This is a genomic window from Bradyrhizobium sp. 41S5 (assembly GCF_011516665.3).
Classification (GTDB): Bacteria; Pseudomonadota; Alphaproteobacteria; order Rhizobiales; family Xanthobacteraceae; genus Bradyrhizobium; species Bradyrhizobium quebecense.
The window spans coordinates 5,255,269-5,272,810 of the sequence record NZ_CP083721.1 but is presented as its reverse complement, the minus strand read 5'-3'; the positions used below and the strand labels follow the sequence as shown (position 1 = coordinate 5,272,810).

16 protein-coding genes are annotated in these 17,542 nt (G+C 63.9%); 9 read left to right on the top strand and 7 right to left on the bottom strand.

What is annotated here, in order from left to right; translation table 11 throughout:
• Nucleotides 1-28: 28 nt before the first annotated feature.
• Nucleotides 29-1,300, top strand: a complete 1,272-nt coding sequence (locus HAP47_RS25735; RefSeq protein WP_173642201.1) for an NAD(P)/FAD-dependent oxidoreductase — start codon at nucleotides 29-31, stop codon at nucleotides 1,298-1,300.
• Nucleotides 1,301-1,310: 10 nt separating this feature from the next.
• Here HAP47_RS25735 and HAP47_RS25730 read toward each other — a convergent pair whose 3' ends face one another.
• On the bottom strand, nucleotides 1,311-1,544 hold the full coding sequence (locus HAP47_RS25730; protein WP_173642202.1) for a hypothetical protein: 234 nt from the start codon (nucleotides 1,542-1,544) through the stop codon (nucleotides 1,311-1,313).
• Nucleotides 1,545-1,556: 12 nt separating this feature from the next.
• On the opposite strand from HAP47_RS25730, the gene HAP47_RS25725 reads away from it, so the two are divergent.
• Nucleotides 1,557-1,922 carry a hypothetical protein gene (locus HAP47_RS25725; protein WP_173642203.1) on the top strand — a complete coding sequence of 122 codons (366 nt, stop codon included), beginning with the start codon at nucleotides 1,557-1,559 and terminating at the stop codon, nucleotides 1,920-1,922.
• A gap of 164 nt (nucleotides 1,923-2,086) precedes the next feature.
• Here the strand turns inward: HAP47_RS25725 and HAP47_RS25720 are convergent, their stop codons facing one another.
• From HAP47_RS25720 to HAP47_RS25705, 4 genes are all read right to left on the bottom strand, one after another.
• Nucleotides 2,087-2,941: an SDR family NAD(P)-dependent oxidoreductase gene (locus HAP47_RS25720; RefSeq protein ID WP_210285363.1), complete on the bottom strand. Its 855-nt coding sequence runs from the start codon at nucleotides 2,939-2,941 to the stop codon at nucleotides 2,087-2,089.
• An 834-nt stretch (nucleotides 2,942-3,775) separates the two neighbouring features.
• Entirely contained in the window at nucleotides 3,776-4,201 is a 426-nt protein-coding gene (locus HAP47_RS25715) for a GFA family protein (RefSeq protein ID WP_173642205.1), read from the bottom strand.
• A 204-nt stretch (nucleotides 4,202-4,405) separates the two neighbouring features.
• The gene (locus HAP47_RS25710) at nucleotides 4,406-4,594 is read right to left on the bottom strand and encodes a hypothetical protein (protein WP_173642206.1); all 189 of its coding nucleotides are present in this window, start codon (nucleotides 4,592-4,594) and stop codon (nucleotides 4,406-4,408) included.
• Nucleotides 4,595-5,317: 723 nt separating this feature from the next.
• A complete protein-coding gene (locus HAP47_RS25705) occupies nucleotides 5,318-6,298 on the bottom strand; it encodes an NADPH:quinone oxidoreductase family protein (protein WP_173642207.1) in 981 nt (326 codons plus the stop codon).
• 374 nt (nucleotides 6,299-6,672) lie between these two features.
• Here HAP47_RS25705 and HAP47_RS25700 point away from each other — a divergent pair, with 374 nt between their 5' ends.
• From HAP47_RS25700 to HAP47_RS25670, 7 genes are all read left to right on the top strand, one after another.
• Nucleotides 6,673-7,446 carry a motility protein A gene (locus HAP47_RS25700; RefSeq protein ID WP_029078588.1) on the top strand — a complete coding sequence of 258 codons (774 nt, stop codon included), beginning with the start codon at nucleotides 6,673-6,675 and terminating at the stop codon, nucleotides 7,444-7,446.
• 28 nt (nucleotides 7,447-7,474) lie between these two features.
• Nucleotides 7,475-8,305: an OmpA/MotB family protein gene (locus tag HAP47_RS25695; protein ID WP_173642208.1), complete on the top strand. Its 831-nt coding sequence runs from the start codon at nucleotides 7,475-7,477 to the stop codon at nucleotides 8,303-8,305.
• A gap of 112 nt (nucleotides 8,306-8,417) precedes the next feature.
• Nucleotides 8,418-10,340, top strand: a complete 1,923-nt coding sequence (locus HAP47_RS25690; protein WP_173642209.1) for a potassium transporter Kup — start codon at nucleotides 8,418-8,420, stop codon at nucleotides 10,338-10,340.
• Nucleotides 10,341-10,494: 154 nt separating this feature from the next.
• On the top strand, nucleotides 10,495-12,420 hold the full coding sequence (locus tag HAP47_RS25685; RefSeq protein WP_173642210.1) for a potassium transporter Kup: 1,926 nt from the start codon (nucleotides 10,495-10,497) through the stop codon (nucleotides 12,418-12,420).
• Nucleotides 12,421-12,557: 137 nt separating this feature from the next.
• Entirely contained in the window at nucleotides 12,558-12,887 is a 330-nt protein-coding gene (locus HAP47_RS25680) for a rhodanese-like domain-containing protein (protein ID WP_173642211.1), read from the top strand.
• A gap of 8 nt (nucleotides 12,888-12,895) precedes the next feature.
• Nucleotides 12,896-14,065, top strand: a complete 1,170-nt coding sequence (locus tag HAP47_RS25675) for an aminotransferase (RefSeq protein ID WP_173642212.1) — start codon at nucleotides 12,896-12,898, stop codon at nucleotides 14,063-14,065.
• Nucleotides 14,066-14,071: 6 nt separating this feature from the next.
• Nucleotides 14,072-15,181, top strand: a complete 1,110-nt coding sequence (locus HAP47_RS25670) for a polyamine ABC transporter substrate-binding protein (RefSeq protein ID WP_173642213.1) — start codon at nucleotides 14,072-14,074, stop codon at nucleotides 15,179-15,181.
• Between the two features lie 115 nt (nucleotides 15,182-15,296).
• On the opposite strand, the gene HAP47_RS25665 is transcribed toward HAP47_RS25670, so the two are convergent.
• Both HAP47_RS25665 and HAP47_RS25660 read right to left on the bottom strand, forming a co-directional pair.
• Nucleotides 15,297-16,232: a lipid A biosynthesis lauroyl acyltransferase gene (locus HAP47_RS25665; RefSeq protein ID WP_173642214.1), complete on the bottom strand. Its 936-nt coding sequence runs from the start codon at nucleotides 16,230-16,232 to the stop codon at nucleotides 15,297-15,299.
• A gap of 17 nt (nucleotides 16,233-16,249) precedes the next feature.
• Complete coding sequence (locus HAP47_RS25660) at nucleotides 16,250-17,527, bottom strand: beta-ketoacyl-ACP synthase (protein WP_173642215.1); 1,278 nt, start codon at nucleotides 17,525-17,527, stop codon at nucleotides 16,250-16,252.
• Between the last annotated feature and the right edge of the window lie 15 nt (nucleotides 17,528-17,542).

Sequence of the window (17,542 nt, the reverse complement as noted above, 5' to 3'; positions counted from 1 at the left end):
TCATGCTTAAGCAAGAGGCCATACGCTGATGCCCGAGACTGCCGGCCGTCACGTTGCGATCATCGGCGCCGGCGCGGTCGGCGTGATCAGCGCCATCGAGGCGCTGCGCGCGGGCCATCGTGTCACGCTGATCGATCCGGGCGAGCCCGGCGGCACCCAGGCGGCGAGCTATGGCAATGCCGGCTGGCTGTCGTCGCATTCGGTGATCCCGCCGGCCGAGCCTGGCACCTGGAAGAAGGTGCCGGGCTATCTGATGGACCCGCTCGGGCCGCTTGCGATCCGCTGGTCGTATCTGCCAAAGGCCTTGCCGTGGCTGATCAAGTATCTGCTGTCGAGCCGGACCGAGGCGCAGGTCGAGGCCACCGCGCGGGCGATGCGCGATCTCTTGAAGGATGCGCCGCTGCTGCACCGGCAGCTCGCCGAGGAGGCCGGCGTGCCCCAACTGATCGAGCGGCGCGGGGTGATGCACGTATTTCCCTCGCGTGCGACGTTCGACCGCGACCTCGGCTGGCGTATCCGCAAGCGCGTCGGCATTGAATGGCTGGAGCTCGATGAAAACGAGATGCGCCAGCGCGAGCCCGATCTGCATCCGCGCTACAAGTTCGGCGTCGTGGTGGAGGAGGCAGGCCGCTGCCGCGATCCCGGCGCCTACGTCGCAGCGCTCGCCGCGCACGCGATCGCGGACGGCGCCGAGCGCGTCGCCGCCAAGGCAACAGGCCTCAAGCTTGCAGGCGACCGGCTCGTAGCCGTGGTCACCGAGACCGGCGAGATCGCCTGCGATGCCGCGGTCGTCGCCGCCGGTGCACGCTCGAAGCAACTGACCGCATCGATCGGCGACCCGCTGCCGCTCGAGACCGAGCGCGGCTATCACGTCATGATCGAGAATCCGGAATCCGGACCGCGCAATTCGATGATGGCTTCGGACGCCAAGATGGTCGTCAACTGGACCGACAAGGGCCTGCGCGCCGCCGGCACGGTAGAGATCGCGGGGCTCGACGCCGAGCCGAACTGGAAGCGCGCCGAGATCCTGCGCGAGCATCTGCTCAGTATGTTCCCGAAGCTGCCGAGGGACATTCCACCCTCGCGGATCAAGACCTGGTTCGGCCATCGCCCGAGCATGCCCGACGGGCGGCCCTGCATCGGCCATAGCCGCGCCTCGCCCGACGTGGTCTATGCGTTCGGCCACGGCCATGTCGGCCTGGTCGGCTCGGCCCGCACCGGCCGGCTGGTCGCGCAATTGCTCAGCGGCAAGGCGCCGGAGATTCCGCTGCAGCCGTTCGCGCCGTCACGCTTTTTGTAAGAAGTAGGCCTCAGCTCTCGCCGGCCCAGGCCGCGATCGCGGCCGGCGCGATCACGCGTCTCGGCGTGTGCGGATTGATCGTTCCGGCGCTGACGTCTTGAGTCTGCACGAGCAGGGTGCGTGCAAAATCCTTGGCATCCTGCTCGGTCGTGAAGGTGCGGGTCTGGCGCGCAAAGCGATGATGTCCGGCGTCAGGGGTTCTGATGGCGAACGAGACGTACCAGATGGCTTTGTCCATCTTCATCGCGCGTCTCTGGTGGCGGTGCTCCGCCTGCGCGATCGGGACGTCGTGCTCGACGCTCGATATGCAAAAAGTGCCAAGGTGAATGATCCTGAAATTCAACAGATGACGGCTAAATTCCGCCCGTGGACGGGCAATGTGCCGGTATCGGCTCCTATGCCGTTACTGGCGGGATATTACTGTTCAACCAAGGGGTGCATCAATAATGCGCTGCTGCGGCGTTGGTTCCTGCGATCCGAATGCAGCATCTTTTCATCGCCTTGGAGCACGTCTCGGGCGGCGCAAGCAGGCCGCAATGGCCCAACCAGCTGGACCCAATTGCCGTTCGAGCACGGCTTTGACACGGCGACGGAGACTGGTGCGGCGGCTGCCAAGAATTGACGCGTCCGGTGGTTCCTGCAAACTTGCTGGGACTGCCGTCGGCCTGTGTACCGGCTGGAAGGGACGAGGAAGCCGGATTGCCGATTGGGGTGCTTGTCACCGGCTTGCGTCTCGGCGGCATGGCCCCAGAAGAGCACAATCCGGCCGGTGGGAGGGCTGCGCGCTTATCGTTTCGGGTTGCGCCCACGAATGTTGTCAAAGCCTTGCTTGATTGCGGCGAAGCGCGCTTCGACCATTGGCTCGAATTCGAGGTCGGTGAAGATATAGGGCCAGTCGTTTTCGACGCCTTCGCGGACGAGTTCACCGACATACATGGGATCGATGCCCTGAGAGACGCGTTGCCGGATCAGATTGATCTGCTCGGCAAGTGGGCCCGAAGTCGGCAAGGCACGGACCGCTCCCTCGAAGCGCTTGGGGAGGTTGCGCCCTGAGTTCAGGATTTGAGTGCGGATGAACCCGGGACACAGCACCGATACGCCGATCCCTCGGGGCGCGAGTTCAAGCCGCAGGCCCTCGGACAGCGCGACCACGCCATACTTTGAGACGTTGTATGCGGTGCTCCCCCCTGAAACAAGGCCAGCGAGCGAGGCTGTGGAGACGATGTGTCCACCCTCGCCATGCTGCTCTATCAATGGCCCGAAAATCTCGATCCCCCAAATGGTCGCCATCAGGTTGACGCCCAGGGTCCAATTCCACGACGCGTCGGTCCAGGTACCATAGGGCCCACCGCCGCCGACGCCCGCGTTGTTGACGAGGATATGCACCTTGCCGTAGCGGGCAGTCGTGGCTTCTGCGGCCGCCACGAGTTCGGCCTTGAGTGAGACGTCCGCTTGCACGCAGTCGACATCGACGTTGGTGAGCCTCAGTTGCTCGAGCGCCGCGGACAGAGCCGCTTCTTCAATATCGCAAAGCATGACTTTCGCCCCCGCCTGGGCGAGAGCGGTCGCGATCCCCAATCCAATGCCTGACGCCGCACCGGTGACGAACGCGGTCTTTCCAGCGAGTTCCTTCACGCGCATTCTCCCCCGTGCAAGCGGACACCCTCGCACCAAAACGCCAAGTGTCACCAGACGCCATTTGACCGCACTTTCAAGCGATTGGGAAGTGTGCGGGATGTCCGCTCCTGGGCCCTTTTCGGACCTCATCGCGCGGCCTATGCCGCGGTTCTTTGTCGATGAACTCCTGGACGAGATCGGCTACGATCATTGCGCCTCAACTGTTCAGATGATCGCCGTCGGTGTGAAAGTGCCATCCATTCATTTGGGCAATCTCGTCCGGGTTCTGGTGGCAGATCAGGGGCGGTCATTGCTTCACTTTATTCTCTGCATCACGGCTTGCTTGGCAAGCCAAGGGCTATTTCGTTTAGTGCAAAATTCAGCAGATGTGTCTTAATGGCCCAAACAAAAGTGATCGCATTCCCAACGCGGCGATTTTCGAAGTGTCGGCAGGATATGCAACGACACACGTCAGCTTCACGCGCATTCCAGCGGGCGCGCGAGAGGTCGATTGTCACACCGTTCCAGGGTGCTCAGGGTGAGGCTTGATGGATCGGCCGAATACCAGACCGGTGAACGGTGACCGAAGGCACGTCCCGGCCGGTAGCTTCATCTTGTTTGAAGGCACTCATGGCAAGGGACAAACGACGGAACATTCTCCCGAAGAGCCGACGGTCATCTGGATCAACCTTGACGATGAATGGTTCGGCCACTGGCCGTTCTCGGACCGCGTGCAGGGTCGGCTTCTCCGCCGCTCATTGAGGATGAGCAGACATCCCGGATTTGGCGAAGGCGCCCTGGTTGGAGAGGCTGGCTTCCTTGAGGGCATCGCTGAGCGGTGCCGGCTGATCGCAAGTGCTAGTCAGCCGGGATGAAGCGGAGGGTGCCTGCTCGACGCGTTGGCCTGCCGGTGTCGTTGGTATGGTTGACGCCATCCATGACGGGCACCTCGGAGAAATCGAACGGGCTTACGCCGTCCAGGCAAGCCACGTTCACGGCATACAGGTTCTGGTCGGATCGTCGTTGATGATGCGTGTATATTCCGCAGCGAGAACAGAAGAAGTGCTGCGCCGATCCGGTATGGAAGCGGTAGCTCGTCAGCGTATCCTCGCCTTGCAGCAGCTTGATCCCACCCATCTCCGCCATGACAACGACGGCGCCTCGCATCCGGCAGTAGGAGCAGGTGCAGCGGCGGATCGAACTGAAGCCGTCGCTGAGCGTTGCCTCGAAACGCACCGCGCCACAATGGCATCGGCAAGCCCGGACGTTCGTGTCGCTCGCCATGTTTGTCCCTCCTGTCGAGATCATCTCTGAAAAGGATGAGCCGGACAATTCAGAAAAATTCGTAGATGACGTGAGAAAATCTCGAGCGAACCGGATGCAAGATTCAACGGCGCTGTGTGTGAACCAGGTGGCGTCATCCGTCTCTGTGGCACGAATTGAGACTCGCTCCCTTGGGGTCGGAAGCAAGCTGGTTGAGTTTACACCCTAGTTGGCTTCGCCCTTCCTTCCGGTTGTGGCAATGGCCTTCTCGACCTCCGCAGCGAGGGTCGCGAGATGCTCGGCAAGCTTGGCGAAAAGTTCGCGCTTATGGATGTCCGTGGCCAGGTCGCGGATCAGAGCGCACTCCGCCGCGTCAGTGCGAAGCTTCTCCAGATGCGTCAGCATGTCCTGCATCTTTTCACCCCACCGCCGTTTTCGGCAAACGGTAGGAGGCGCGGAACCCCGCGACAATAACGTGTGATAATTTGTCGCGGGGGCCTCGGGCCGGACAGGGCGCCCGCATGCTGGCCGCACCGCAGTTCGTTCGGGTTTACAGAATTTAACTTGACGCCGGACCCAACTCAGATGTTCAATACGCCCGTCTCGCCCGACACGAGGGGCGCTTCGCGGTCGTCACGAACGCGGGTCGAGATGCGGTGGACGCTGATTGCGCAACTGACGAGTGCGCGTGACGCGGACGGTGAAGTCGTGTGGTCCTGACGCCCTGGTGGCAGGTGTCCTCTGGCACCTGTGGTCCTGCCCCCGAGCTTAGCTCTTTTGCTCGGGGCCCATGGGTGCGATCGGCACCCGGCTTTCCCTGCGCCCTCTCTTCTCAGAGCGACGAAATGAAATGCAAAGCTCGGACGAATCATGCCGCGAGAACGCGAACGTATGGCTCACCGGCGCGCCGTGCCCTCGGCGTCGTCCCGGCGAAGGCCGGGACCCATTGCTCCAAATGGTCGCTATTGGAGCGCGCTGGGGCCACAGCAGCCTTCTTCGACAACTAGCCCCCGTGGTTGATGGTGCTGTGTGTGTGGCAGGACATCATTTCCGACTCCATGCGCAATTGCGCGCGATGGTGGAACGGCAGCGAGCGGCCGACGCGACAGCGACGATGAGGCGATAGCGGTGCCTCTCTCACTGTCCGATCCGCACCACCATCTTGCCCAGCGCCGCGCGGGTCTGCATCGTCGTGAACGCCGCGCGGAAATCTTCAAGCTCGAACACCTTGCCGACAACAGGCGTCAGTCGACCGTCGTTCAGCCATGCCGACAATTGCGTCATCACGCGCGCCTGCGCCTCGGGCTCGCGGCGCGCGATCTGGGCGGCGTCGACGCCGATCAGGAGGCCGCCCTTCAACAGCGGCAGATTGAACGGCAGAGCGGGGATCTGGCCTGCCGCAAAGCCGACCACGACATGGCGACCGTTCCAGGCGATCGAGCGGAACGCTTGCAGCGAGACCTCGCCGCCGACCGGATCGAAGATTACGTCGGGACCATTGCCGCCGGTTGCGTCCTTCAGCGCATCGCGCCAATCGGGCTTCGTGTAGTCGACGACAGCATCGGCGCCGAAGCTTGCGGCGAAGCTGCGCTTCTCGTCGCTCGAGGCGGCGGCAACGACGCGCGCGCCGAGCAGCTTGCCGACCTGGATCGCGGCGATGCCGGTGCCGCCGGCGGCACCGAGCACCAGCAGCTGCTCGCCGGCCTTGAGCGAGCCGCGCTCGGCGAGAGCATACAGCGCGGTGAGGTAATTGGTGCGAAAGGCTGCGGCCGCCTCCATCGACAGGCCGTCGGGCATGACCTCGACGGCGGCAGGCGGCACCACGATGTACTCGGCCAGCGCGCCCGAGCGCGCCGCGCCTATCACCCGAATGCCCGGCGTGATGCCGGCGACGTCGCCCGCGACCTCGTCGACCACGCCAGCAAATTCCGCACCCGGCGTAAAGGGCAGGGCATCCTTGGTCTGGTAGCGGCCCTCGACCTTCAACCCATCGACGAAGCCGATGCTCGCGGCGTGGACCCGGACGCGGATCTGTCCGGGGCCGGGTTCGGGCGTGGTGATCTGCTTCAGCTCGATCTGATCAATAGGCGCATATTGCTCAACGACGACCGCCTTCATCCTGTCCTGCTCATTGGTTCGTTTCCTCTGGAGCCTCTTCCGTTCCGATTGAATCGGAATGGGGCTCCAGATTCTTGTGTTGACGCGTTTTCTTCACGCGAACCGGTACCCACTTCGCTCGAAAACGCTCCTGGCAAACCTATCTCATCTCCGTTGTTCTACGGGGAGGCCTTTTGCGCATGCAGCGACGGCGTCCCATGCGGAAAGCCAGTATCTTCAACGACATCGCGAAAAGGCCGGCGTTTACCCGTTGTTATCCCTACCAAATTCGGTAACGCGTCCTTAATGGCGTTAACGTTAGGGTTTTCCACGCGGCCCGCCTTGGGCTGCGCGCCGTCCAGGACGGGCAGGTTGCGTACGCGTTGGAGTCTCCTATGGATATCATGACTGGCGCCGGGCTGTTGGCTGGCATCATCGTCATCGCGGTGATGATGTTCATGGGCGGCGACCTGCACATGTTCATCTCCGAACACGCCATGATCATCATCTTCGGCGGCTCGATCGCGGCGACGATGATCCGCTTTCCGCTCGGCGTGATGCTGCACGGGCTGCCGCTCGGCGCCAAGTTTGCCTTCACGATGAGCCGGCTGTCGGCCCGCGACCTCGTCGACGAGCTCGCCCGCATCGCCGAGATCGCCCGCAAGCAGGGCCCGGTCGGCCTGGAGAAGGTCGAGACCGACGAGCCGTTCCTCGCCAAGGGCATCCGCTACGTCGCCGACGGTTACGACCTCGAGTTCATCCGCGACAACATGGAGCGCGACCGCGACAATTTCCTGATGCACCTCGACGAGGGCAGCAAGATCTATCGCGCGATCGGCGACTGCGCGCCGGCCTTCGGCATGATCGGCACGCTGATCGGCATGGTGCAGATGTTCGCCAACATGACCGACCCGTCCAAGCTCGGCCCGTTCATGGCGACCGCGCTGCTCGCGACGCTGTACGGCGCGCTGGTGGCCAACCTGTTCTGTCTTCCGATCGCCGACAAGCTGCACGGCAAGCTGCTCGACGAGGAGACCAACCGCACGCTGATCATCGACGGCATCCTGATGATCCGCGATTCCAAGAGCCCGGCGCTGGTGCGCGAGATGCTGCTGGCCTATCTGCCGGAAAAGCATCGCAACGAGGAAGGCGAGCCGGTGCCGGCCTGACCGGCCGGCGCTTTCGGGAAACGCAGCGATGGCCAAGAAAAAGCGCGGCGACGCCCACGGTGGAGGTCACGGCTGGTTCGTGACCTTCGCCGACCTGATGGGACTGATGATGAGCTTCTTCGTGATGCTCGTCGCGTTCTCCACCATGGACAACAACAAGCTGAAGATCGTCGCCGGCTCGATGCGCGACGCCTTCGGTGTGCAGACCGATGTACGCTATTCCGGCATCGTCGAGTCCGACGGTCTGCCGACCCGGCCGAAGCTCAAGAATGTCGAGCACATCTCGCCGGAAGAGTCCTCGGCCAATCCGACGCCGGACGAAAAGGAGCGCAGCCAGATCAACGGCGCGCGGCTGAAGATCGACCGCGAATTCGCGCTCGCCTCCGCCTCGCTGCGCCAGGCGCTGCAGGACATGCCGGAGCTGACCGAGATTTCCAAGAACATCATGTTCGAGGAGACCAAGGAGGGGCTCAACCTCGAGATCGTCGATCAGGACGGCCGCTCGATGTTCGCCGACGGCTCCAGGGAGCCGTATGAACGCACTCGCCGGCTGATCCAGAAGCTCGCCGCGCCGCTGAAGGCGACGCCGCTGCGGATCGCGATCGTGGGGCATACAGCCGCAGGCTTCGTGCCGGCGCGCAGCGATTACGACGCCTTCGACCTGTCCGCGGACCGCGCTAACGCGGTGCGGCAGATCCTGGAGCGGGAAGGGCTGCCGCCGTCCCACATCTTCGCGGTTTCCGGCAAGGCGGACGGCCAGCCGCTGTTTCCCGACGATCCGACGCTGCCGGCAAACCGTCGCGTGACCATCACGTTGATGCGGGAAAATCCGCCATTGCCGCCTGATCTGAAGCCGTAGCTCCGGGTTACCCTGCTACCGCCTTTGGCCGTGTTGCTCGGTTGACAGGCGAGGCGGAAGCGTCGATAGCCGCGCGGATCAAAATCAACCGATCGAGCGTTCCAACCTCGCCATGGCTGTCAGCGTCTCATCCACCGAAGCCCAGGAGACCCAAGGCACAGGGCAAGGCAAGAGCCAAGGCACCTCCGGCTTCTGGGCCCTGACACTGGGCAGCATCGGAGTGGTGTTCGGCGATATCGGAACTTCGCCGCTCTACGCATTCCGCGAGGCGGTCGGTGGCGCCGCGCATGGCCAGCCGGTGACCCGCATCATGGTGCTCGGCGTGCTCAGCCTGATCCTGTGGGCGCTGTTCACCGTCGTCACCGCCAAATATGTCCTGCTGCTGCTGCGCGCCGACAATAACGGCGAGGGCGGCACGCTGTCGCTGATGGCGCTCGGCCAGCGCGCGATCGGCCGGCGCAGCTGGCCGCTGCTCGCGCTCGGCGTGGTCGGCGCCTCGATGTTCATCGGCGATTCCATGATCACGCCGGCGATCTCGGTGCTGTCGGCGGTCGAAGGCCTCAAGCTCGCCACGCCGCATCTCGAGCACTATGTGGTGCCGCTCACGATCCTGATCCTCGTACTGCTGTTCTCGGTGCAGCGCACCGGCACCGCGCGCGTCGCCTCCGCCTTCGGCCCGGTGATGGTGGTGTGGTTCGCCTCGCTCGCGGTGATGGGGCTGGTCCACATCATGGACGATCCGTCGGTGCTGGCGGCGATCAATCCCTATTACGCAATCCAGTTCCTGCTGACCCACGGCACCGTCGGTCTGGTGACCTTGGGCGCGGTGTTCCTCGCGGTGACCGGCGGCGAGGCGCTCTACGCCGACCTCGGGCATTTCGGCCGCAAGCCGATCCAGTCCGGCTGGCTGTTCTTCGTGCTGCCATCGCTTCTGCTGAATTATTTCGGGCAGGGCGCGTTGGTGCTGTCCGACCCCGCCGCGATCGAGAACTCGTTCTATCGCATGGTGCCGGAGGTGCTGCTGCCGCCGCTGATCGGGCTCGCCACCGCCGCGACCGTGATCGCGAGCCAGGCGGTGATCACCGGCGCCTATTCGCTGATCAGCCAGGCCGTGCAGCTCGGGCTCTTGCCGCGCTTCGAGGTTCGCTACACTTCGGAGACGCATGCCGGCCAGATCTATCTGCCGCGGGTCAACCGGCTGCTGCTGATCGGCGTGCTGCTGCTGGTGCTGCTGTTCCGCACCTCGAGCGGGCTCGCCTCGACCTACGGCATCGCCGTCTCCACCACCATGGTCGCCGACGGGATCATGGGCTTCATCGTGATCTGGAAGCTGTGGAACTGGCGCGTGGCGTCGGCCGCCGCCTTGATCCTGCCGTTCGTGATCGTCGACATGACCTTCTTCAGCGCCAATCTCTTGAAGCTGTTCGAGGGCGCATGGGTGCCGCTGCTGTTCGGCGTCGTGATGGCGACGATGATCTGGACCTGGCGTCGCGGCGCTGCGATCCTGATCGCCAAGACCCGTCGCATCGAGGTGCCGCTGCGCGACCTGATCCACAGCCTGGAGAAGCGGCCGCCGCATATCGTCAAGGGCACCGCGGTGTTCCTGACCAGCGATCCCAGCTTCGTGCCGACCGCGCTCTTGCACAATCTCAAGCACAACAAGGTGCTGCACGAGCACAATGTGATCCTGACCATCGAGACCGCACCGACACCGCGCGTCGACGTGTCGGAGCGCGTCACCATGGAGAAGGTCAGCGACAAGTTCACTGCGGTGCGGCTGCGCTTCGGCTACATGGAATCGCCGAACGTGCCGAAGGCGCTCGCGGTCGCGCGCAAGCTCGGCTGGCAGTTCGACATCATGTCGACCTCGTTCTTCGTGTCGCGCCGGTCGCTGAAGCCATCCGCCCAGTCCGGGATGCCGCAGTGGCAGGACCACCTGTTCATCGCGATGAGCCGGTCCGCCAACGATGCCACCGACTATTTCCAGATTCCGACCGGGCGGGTCGTTGAAGTGGGTACTCAGGTAACTATTTGATGCGGCAACGGATTCGACAGTTGAAAAGCCGTGATCTATGCGTGATATGCATGGCGGAGGCCTGAATCCGGGCTAACCTATGCATTCCTGCCGGGAGTATAGGCCTGCAACCCGGCATTGTGCAGTGCGGCAGAAGACAGAGGCGCAGCTTCCCATGTCATCCGAGAGTGCGATCACCGCGGCGGAAACGCCCGCGGTAAACGGCCATGGCGAGGCGCATTCAACCGCCACCTTCAAGGCGCTGATGCTCGGCAGCATCGGTGTCGTCTATGGCGACATCGGCACCAGCCCGCTGTATGCGCTGCGCGAAGCCGTCGTCGCGGCTGCCGGCGGCGAGGGCGCCGTGACGACGCATGCGGTGCTGGGTGTGCTGTCGCTCATCCTGTGGGCGCTGATCATTGTCGTGACGCTGAAATATGTCGTGATCCTGCTGCGTGCCGACAACAACGGCGAGGGCGGGACGCTGGCGCTGATGGCGCTGGCGCAGCGCGCAGTCACCAAGGGCGGAGCCGCGATCGTGCTGCTCGGCATCATCAGCGGCGCGCTGTTCTACGGCGACGCCGTGATCACGCCGGCGCTGTCGGTGCTGTCGGCGATCGAAGGCATCAAGCTCGTCACCTCGACATTCGATCCCTATGTCGTCCCGCTCACGGTGGTGATCCTGGTCGTCCTGTTCGCGGTGCAGTCGCGCGGCACCGCGCGCGTCGCGGCGTTCTTCGGCCCGGTGATGTGCGTGTGGTTCGCCGTGATCGCGATCGCGGCGCTGCCGCAGATCGTGCGGCACCCCGAGGTGCTGTACGCGTTCAACCCGATCCTTGCGGTGTCGTTCATGCTGCATCACGGCGTGATCGGCTTCATCACGCTCGGTGCCGTCTTCCTCGCCGTGACCGGCGCGGAGGCGCTCTATGCGGACCTCGGTCACTTCGGCAAACGCCCGATCCAGACCGCGTGGCTGTTCATCGTGCTGCCGTCGCTGGCGCTGAACTATCTCGGGCAGGGCGCGCTTCTGATCGGCGATCCCAAAGGTATCGAGAACCCGTTCTTCCTGATGTTCCCGGACTGGGCGCTGATCCCCATGGTCGCGCTTGCGACCATGGCTACGGTGATCGCGAGCCAGGCTGTCATCACCGGCGCCTATTCGCTAACGCGGCAGGCGATCCAGCTCGGCCTGTTGCCGCGGTTCGAGATCCGCCACACCTCGGAAGCGCATTCCGGGCAGATCTACATGCCGCGCATCAACCGGTTCCTGTTCATCGCGGTCATCGTGCTGGTGCTGATGTTCCGCTCGTCGAGCGCGCTGGCGTCGGCCTACGGCATCTCCGTGACCGGCACCATGGTGGTGACGGCGATGATGGGCTTCGTGGTGATCTGGAAGGTCTGGCGCTGGTCGCCGATCGCCGCCGCCGCGCTGGTTGCGCCGTTCCTGTTCCTGGACATCACATTCCTGGCCGCCAATCTGCTCAAGGTGTTCGAGGGCGGCTGGGTGCCGCTTGCGCTTGGCGGAGCCATGATCGTGGTGATGTACACCTGGCGGCGCGGCAGCCGGCTGTTGTTCGAGAAATCGCGCAAGCTGGAATTTCCGCTCGCCGATCTCGTCGCGATGCTGGAGAAGCGGCCGCCGCAGCGCGTCTCCGGGACGGCTGTGTTCCTGACCAGCGATCCCGTCAGCGCGCCGACCGCGCTGATGCACAGCCTCAAGCACTACAAGGTGCTGCACGAGAAGAACGTCATCCTGACCATCGAGACCGCGCCGACGCCGCGCATCGATCCGTCGGAGCGGGTGCGGATGGAGCAGCTGACCGAGACTTTCTCCAAGGTGACGCTGAAGTTCGGTTTCATGGAGCAGCCGAACGTGCCGAAGACGCTGGCGATCGCCCGCAAGCTCGGCTGGCAGTTCGACATCATGTCGACCTCGTTCTTCCTGTCCCGCCGTGCGCTGAAACCGGCGGCGCATTCGGGCATGCCGAGTTGGCAGGACCATCTGTTCATCGCGCTGAGCCGCTCCTCGAACGATGCCACCGACTATTTCCAGATCCCGACCGGGCGGGTGGTCGAGGTCGGTACGCAAGTCACGATCTAGGGTCCACGATCCAGCGTTTCGGCGCGGCATCTAACCCGTTTCGGGCGCTTGATTTTCTCCGCGCGAGAGGCGACTTTGCGGCCCGGACCGGTGAGCCGCGCGACGCTCGCCCAAGCTGATGTCGGGAGGATATTTCCGTGGCGGACCACAAGGTGGAAGATTTGTTTCCGGACGAGGTGTCGAAGGGCATAGCGGAAGGCCGCTATCTCCTGGTCGACGTCCGCGAGCCCAATGAGGTCGCCGTCGAGGCGTATCCCGATGGCGTCGTGGTGCCGCTGTCGACGTTCGATCCATCAGCGATTCCCGATCCGCAGGGCAAGCAGGTGGTGTTCGCCTGCCGCTCCGGCAAGCGTTCGGTGACGGCCTCGCTGGCGGCCCAGGCCGCGGGCCTGCCCCATGACAAGCATTTGGCGGGCGGTATCATCGGCTGGAAGGCGGCAGGACTGCCCACCAAGACCGGCGGCTGATCCCCGACATGACCTCCATGAACAAGGTCTTCGCGGACCTTCCCGTCACCATCTTCGAGGCGATGTCGCAGGCTGCGCGCGACAACAACGCCATCAATCTCGGCCAAGGCTTTCCCGACGATCCCGGACCGGAGGACATCCGCCGCGCCGCCGCGGACGCGTCCATCAACGGCTACAACCAGTATCCGTCGATGATGGGCATTCCGGAACTCCGTCAGGCGATCGCATCGCATTACGGCCACTGGCACGGGCTCAAGCTCGATCCGATGACCGAGGTGATGGTCACCTCTGGCGGCACCGAGGCGCTGACGTCCTCGATCCTCGCCGTGGTCGAGCCGGGCGACGAGGTGGTCTGCTTCCAGCCGGTTTATGATTCCTATCTGCCGATCATCCGCCAGGCCGGCGGCATTCCGCGGCTGTTGCGGCTCGAACCGCCGGAGTGGCGGCTGAACGAGGAGATGCTGCGCAGCGTCTTCAACCACAAGACCAAGGCGGTGCTGTTCAACAATCCGCTCAACCCGGCCGCGGTGGTCTATCCACGCGAGGACCTCGAACTGCTGGCGCGGTACTGCCAGGAGTTCGACGTGGTTGCGATCTGCGACGAGGTCTGGGAGCACGTCGTGTTCGACGGCCGCGAGCACATCCCGCTGATCACGATCCCGGGCATGCGCGACCGCACCATCAAGGTCGGCAGCGCGGGCAAGATCTTCTCGCTGACGGGATGGAAGATCGGCTTCGTCTGCGCCGCGCCGCCGCTGCTGCGCGTCGCTGCGAAGGTGCACCAGTTCCTCACCTTCACGACGGCGCCCAATCTTCAGGCGGCCGTCGCGTACGGCCTCAGCAAGCCGGACGATTATTTCTTCGACATGCGCAAGGACATGGCGCGCAGCCGCGACCGCCTCACAAAGGGGCTCGAGAGCATCGGCTTTCCGGTGCTGAAGTCGCAGGGGACCTACTTCCTCACCGTCGATCTGTCACCGCTTGGTCTGAATGAGACCGACGCGGAGTTCTGCTGGCGAATTGTGCAGGATTACAAAGTTGCGGCTATTCCAGTGTCGGCGTTTTACGAGCAGGATGCGGTGACGTCGGTCGTGCGTTTCTGTTTCGCCAAGAAGGACTCGACGCTCGACACCGCGCTGGAGCGGCTGTCCGACGCAGTTCATCGTCGCAAGAGGTAGACCAGAATGCAGAAGCAGAGCCGTCGTTTCGTCAGCCTCGTCGGTGCGATCGCCACGGTTCTGTTGTTTGCTGCCTCCGCACGTGCGGAGGAGCGCACGGTCAATTTCTACAACTGGTCGAACTACATGGCGCCGGGAGTCCTCGAGGACTTCACCAAGGAAACCGGTATCAAGGTCGTCTATGATACGTTTGACGCCAACGAGACGCTGGAGACGCGGCTGCTCGCGGGCAAGTCGGGCTACGACGTCGTGGTCCCGACCGGCTATTTCCTGCAGCGCCAGATCACCGCGAAGGTGTTCCTCAAGCTCGACAAGTCGAAGCTGCCGAACCTCGCCAATGCGTGGCCGGTGGTGACCGGTCAGCTCGCGACCTATGATCCCGGCAACAATTACGGCGCCAACTACATGTGGGGCACCACCGGCATCGGCTACAACGTCAAGATGGCGGAGAAGATTCTCGGGCCCGATGCCAGGATCGACAGCTGGGACATGGTGTTCAAGCCGGAGAATCTCGCCAAGTTCGAGGATTGCGGAATTCACATGCTGGATTCCGCCGACGACATCCTGCCGGCGGCGCTAAGCTATCTCGGCCTGGACCCGAACTCGACCAAGCAGGCTGACCTCGAGAAGGCCGCCGATCTCGTCATCAAGATCCGGCCCTATGTGCGCAAATTCCATTCATCCGAATATCTCAGCGCGCTGGCCTCGGGTGAGATCTGCTTCGTGGTCGGATGGTCGGGTGACATCATGCAGGCGCGCAGCCGGGCGGCGGAGGCCAAGACCGGCGTCGAGATCGGTTACACGATCCCGAAGGAAGGCGCGCAGATGTTCTTCGACAATCTCGCGATTCCGGCGGACGCGAAGAACGTCGCCGAGGCCTACGAGCTGATCAACTACCTCTACCGTCCCGACGTCGCGGCCAAGAATTCGAACTTCCTGTCCTACGCCAACGGTAATCTGGCGAGCCAGAAGCTGATCGATCCGAAGATATTCAACGACAAGAACATCTATCCCGACGAAGCGATGCAGAAGAAGCTGTTCGTGATCACGGCGCGCGATCCGGCGACGCAGCGGATCATCAATCGGCTGTGGACTCGCGTGAAGACCGGGAAGTGACATTCTCGTCGCAGTAGCCTGCCGTCATTGCGAGGAGCGTCAGCGACGAAGCAATCCGTGGTTCCGCAAGTGGCGATGCTTCGCTTCGCTCGCAATGACGAATGACAGTCTCCGCCTACCGCCAGCGCCGGTGCAGCCAGAGCCATTGATCCGGATATTCGCGGACCCAGCCCTCGACGATGTCGGTGATCGCCTGCATCGTGCCCTGGATGTCGATCTGGCCGGATGCGTCGAACACCGGCTTCACTTCCTCGGTGACCTCGCCGCGGAAACGGCCGTCGGGCAGGCGGATGATCCGGGTGCCGTGGATCGGACAATCGATCTGCCGGCGCAAACGCGCCAGCAGCGGATTCGCGGTGGTCTTGCGGCCGAAGAAGGTCACGGGAACGCCGTTGGTCAAATACTGGTCGACCAGCATCGCGACGTGCTGGCCACGCTGAAGCGCCTGCGCCAGCTTGAGCGGCGCGTCGCGGCCAGCCGGGACCAGCGTGCCCAGGTTGACTGCGCGGATGCGTTCGATGGCACGGTCGGCAGCTTCGATGTTCGGCCGCCGGAACAGAATCGTGGCATCGAGCCCATGTGCCGCCGCGGCAATCGGAGAGAGCTCCCAATTGCCGAGATGTGCGGCAAAGAATAAGGCCGGCTTGCCGTCGTCACGCAACTGGTCGAACAGCTGCTTGCTGCGCGCCGAGAATTCGACGCGACCCGGCTTGTCGGGATTCTGGGGATCGTGGTCCCAGATGCGGTCGATGTGCGCGAATTCAGCGCCGATGCGTCCGAGGTTGTGCCAGACGCCCGTCAGGATCGTCTCGATCTCCTCCGGTGACTTCTCGGGGAAGGCGGCTGTGAGGTTCTCGCGGCCGATGCGGTCCTCGCGCAGCCGGCGGCCGATGAAATGCGCGGCGCGGCCGAAGAACCGTGCGGTCTTCTCCGGATCGAAATAGCGCGTGGTGCGCAGCAGGCCGATCGTCAGCCCGCCGATCGCCGCATCGGTCACAGGCTTTGCGGCATCACGCAGATGCGCGCGGGCGCGAAGGAGCAGGCGTTTCATCTGATGAGGGGAGGGCGCTAGGCCGGCTCGCGCGTCAGGATCAGCGAAGCGTTCTGCCCGCCGAACCCGAACGAGTTCGACATCACGGCGGTCACCTTGGCCTCGCGCGCCTTGTTGCCGACCACGTCGAACGGGATCGCGGGATCGGGCACCTCGTAATTGATGGTCGGCGGAATCCGCTGATGCTCGAGCGTGAGCAGCGAGAAGATCGCCTCGACCGCACCGGCTGCCGAAATAGTGTGACCGACCATCGACTTGTTCGACGACACCGGAATGTCTTTGGTGTGTTCGCCGAACACAGCCGCGGTCGCAAGATACTCCATCTTGTCGTTTTCCGGGGTCGAGGTGCCGTGTGCGTTGATGTGATCGATTTGCTCGGGCTCCATGCCCGCGTCAGCAAGCGTCTTGCGCACGCAGCCGATCGCCGGCTTGCCGTCGGGGGCGGAGCGGGTGCGATGGAAGGAGTCGGTGAGCTCGCCGCAGCCGGCGACGACGCCCAGGATGCGCGCGCCGCGCGCCATCGCGGCGTCGTAGCTCTCCAGCACCAGCGCGCCGGCGCCTTCGGCCATCACGAAACCGTCGCGGTTCTTCGAGAACGGCTTCGAGGCGCCCTGGGGCGGATCGTTCTGGGTGGAGAGAGCCGAGAGCAGCGAGAAGCGCACCATGGCTTCCGGATTGACCGAGCCGTCGGTCGCGACGCACAGCGTTGCATCGGTTTCGCCGCGGCGGATCGCCTCGACGCCGAGCTGGATCGCAGTCGCACCGGACGCGCAAGCCGTCGAGAGCGAAATCGGCGACCCCTTGGTGCCGAAGGTCTCGGCGAGGTTGAGCGCGACCGAACCGAAAGTGAAACGCCGGTGGAAGTGGGCGAACTTGCCGCCGCTGCAGGTCGCCAGATAGTCGATGATGCCAAAGTCCTTGGTCGGAACCTCGCGCGCGACCTCGAGCCGCTGCGGCCACTCGGTTTCGATCGGCGCGACCGCCAGAAACAGCGGCCCGGGGAAGTTGCCCTTGCTGCCGATGCCGGACTGCTCCAGCGCCTCTTCGGTCGCGATCTCCGCCAGTCGCTGCGACAGGCTGGTCGAGGAAAACGGGTCGACGGTGACGAAATCGACGGCGCCGGCCATCGTCGTCTTCAGACTGTCGAGCGGGAAGCGCGTCACGGTCTTGATGCCAGACTCACCCGCGGTCAGGCGCTTCCAATTGTCAGTCTTGCCGCCGCCGAGCGACGTCACGATTCCCATGCCGGTCACGACAACGATCGGTCGGCCGAATTTATCGCGTGGTGCTGTCATGGTGTCCCCGTCAGT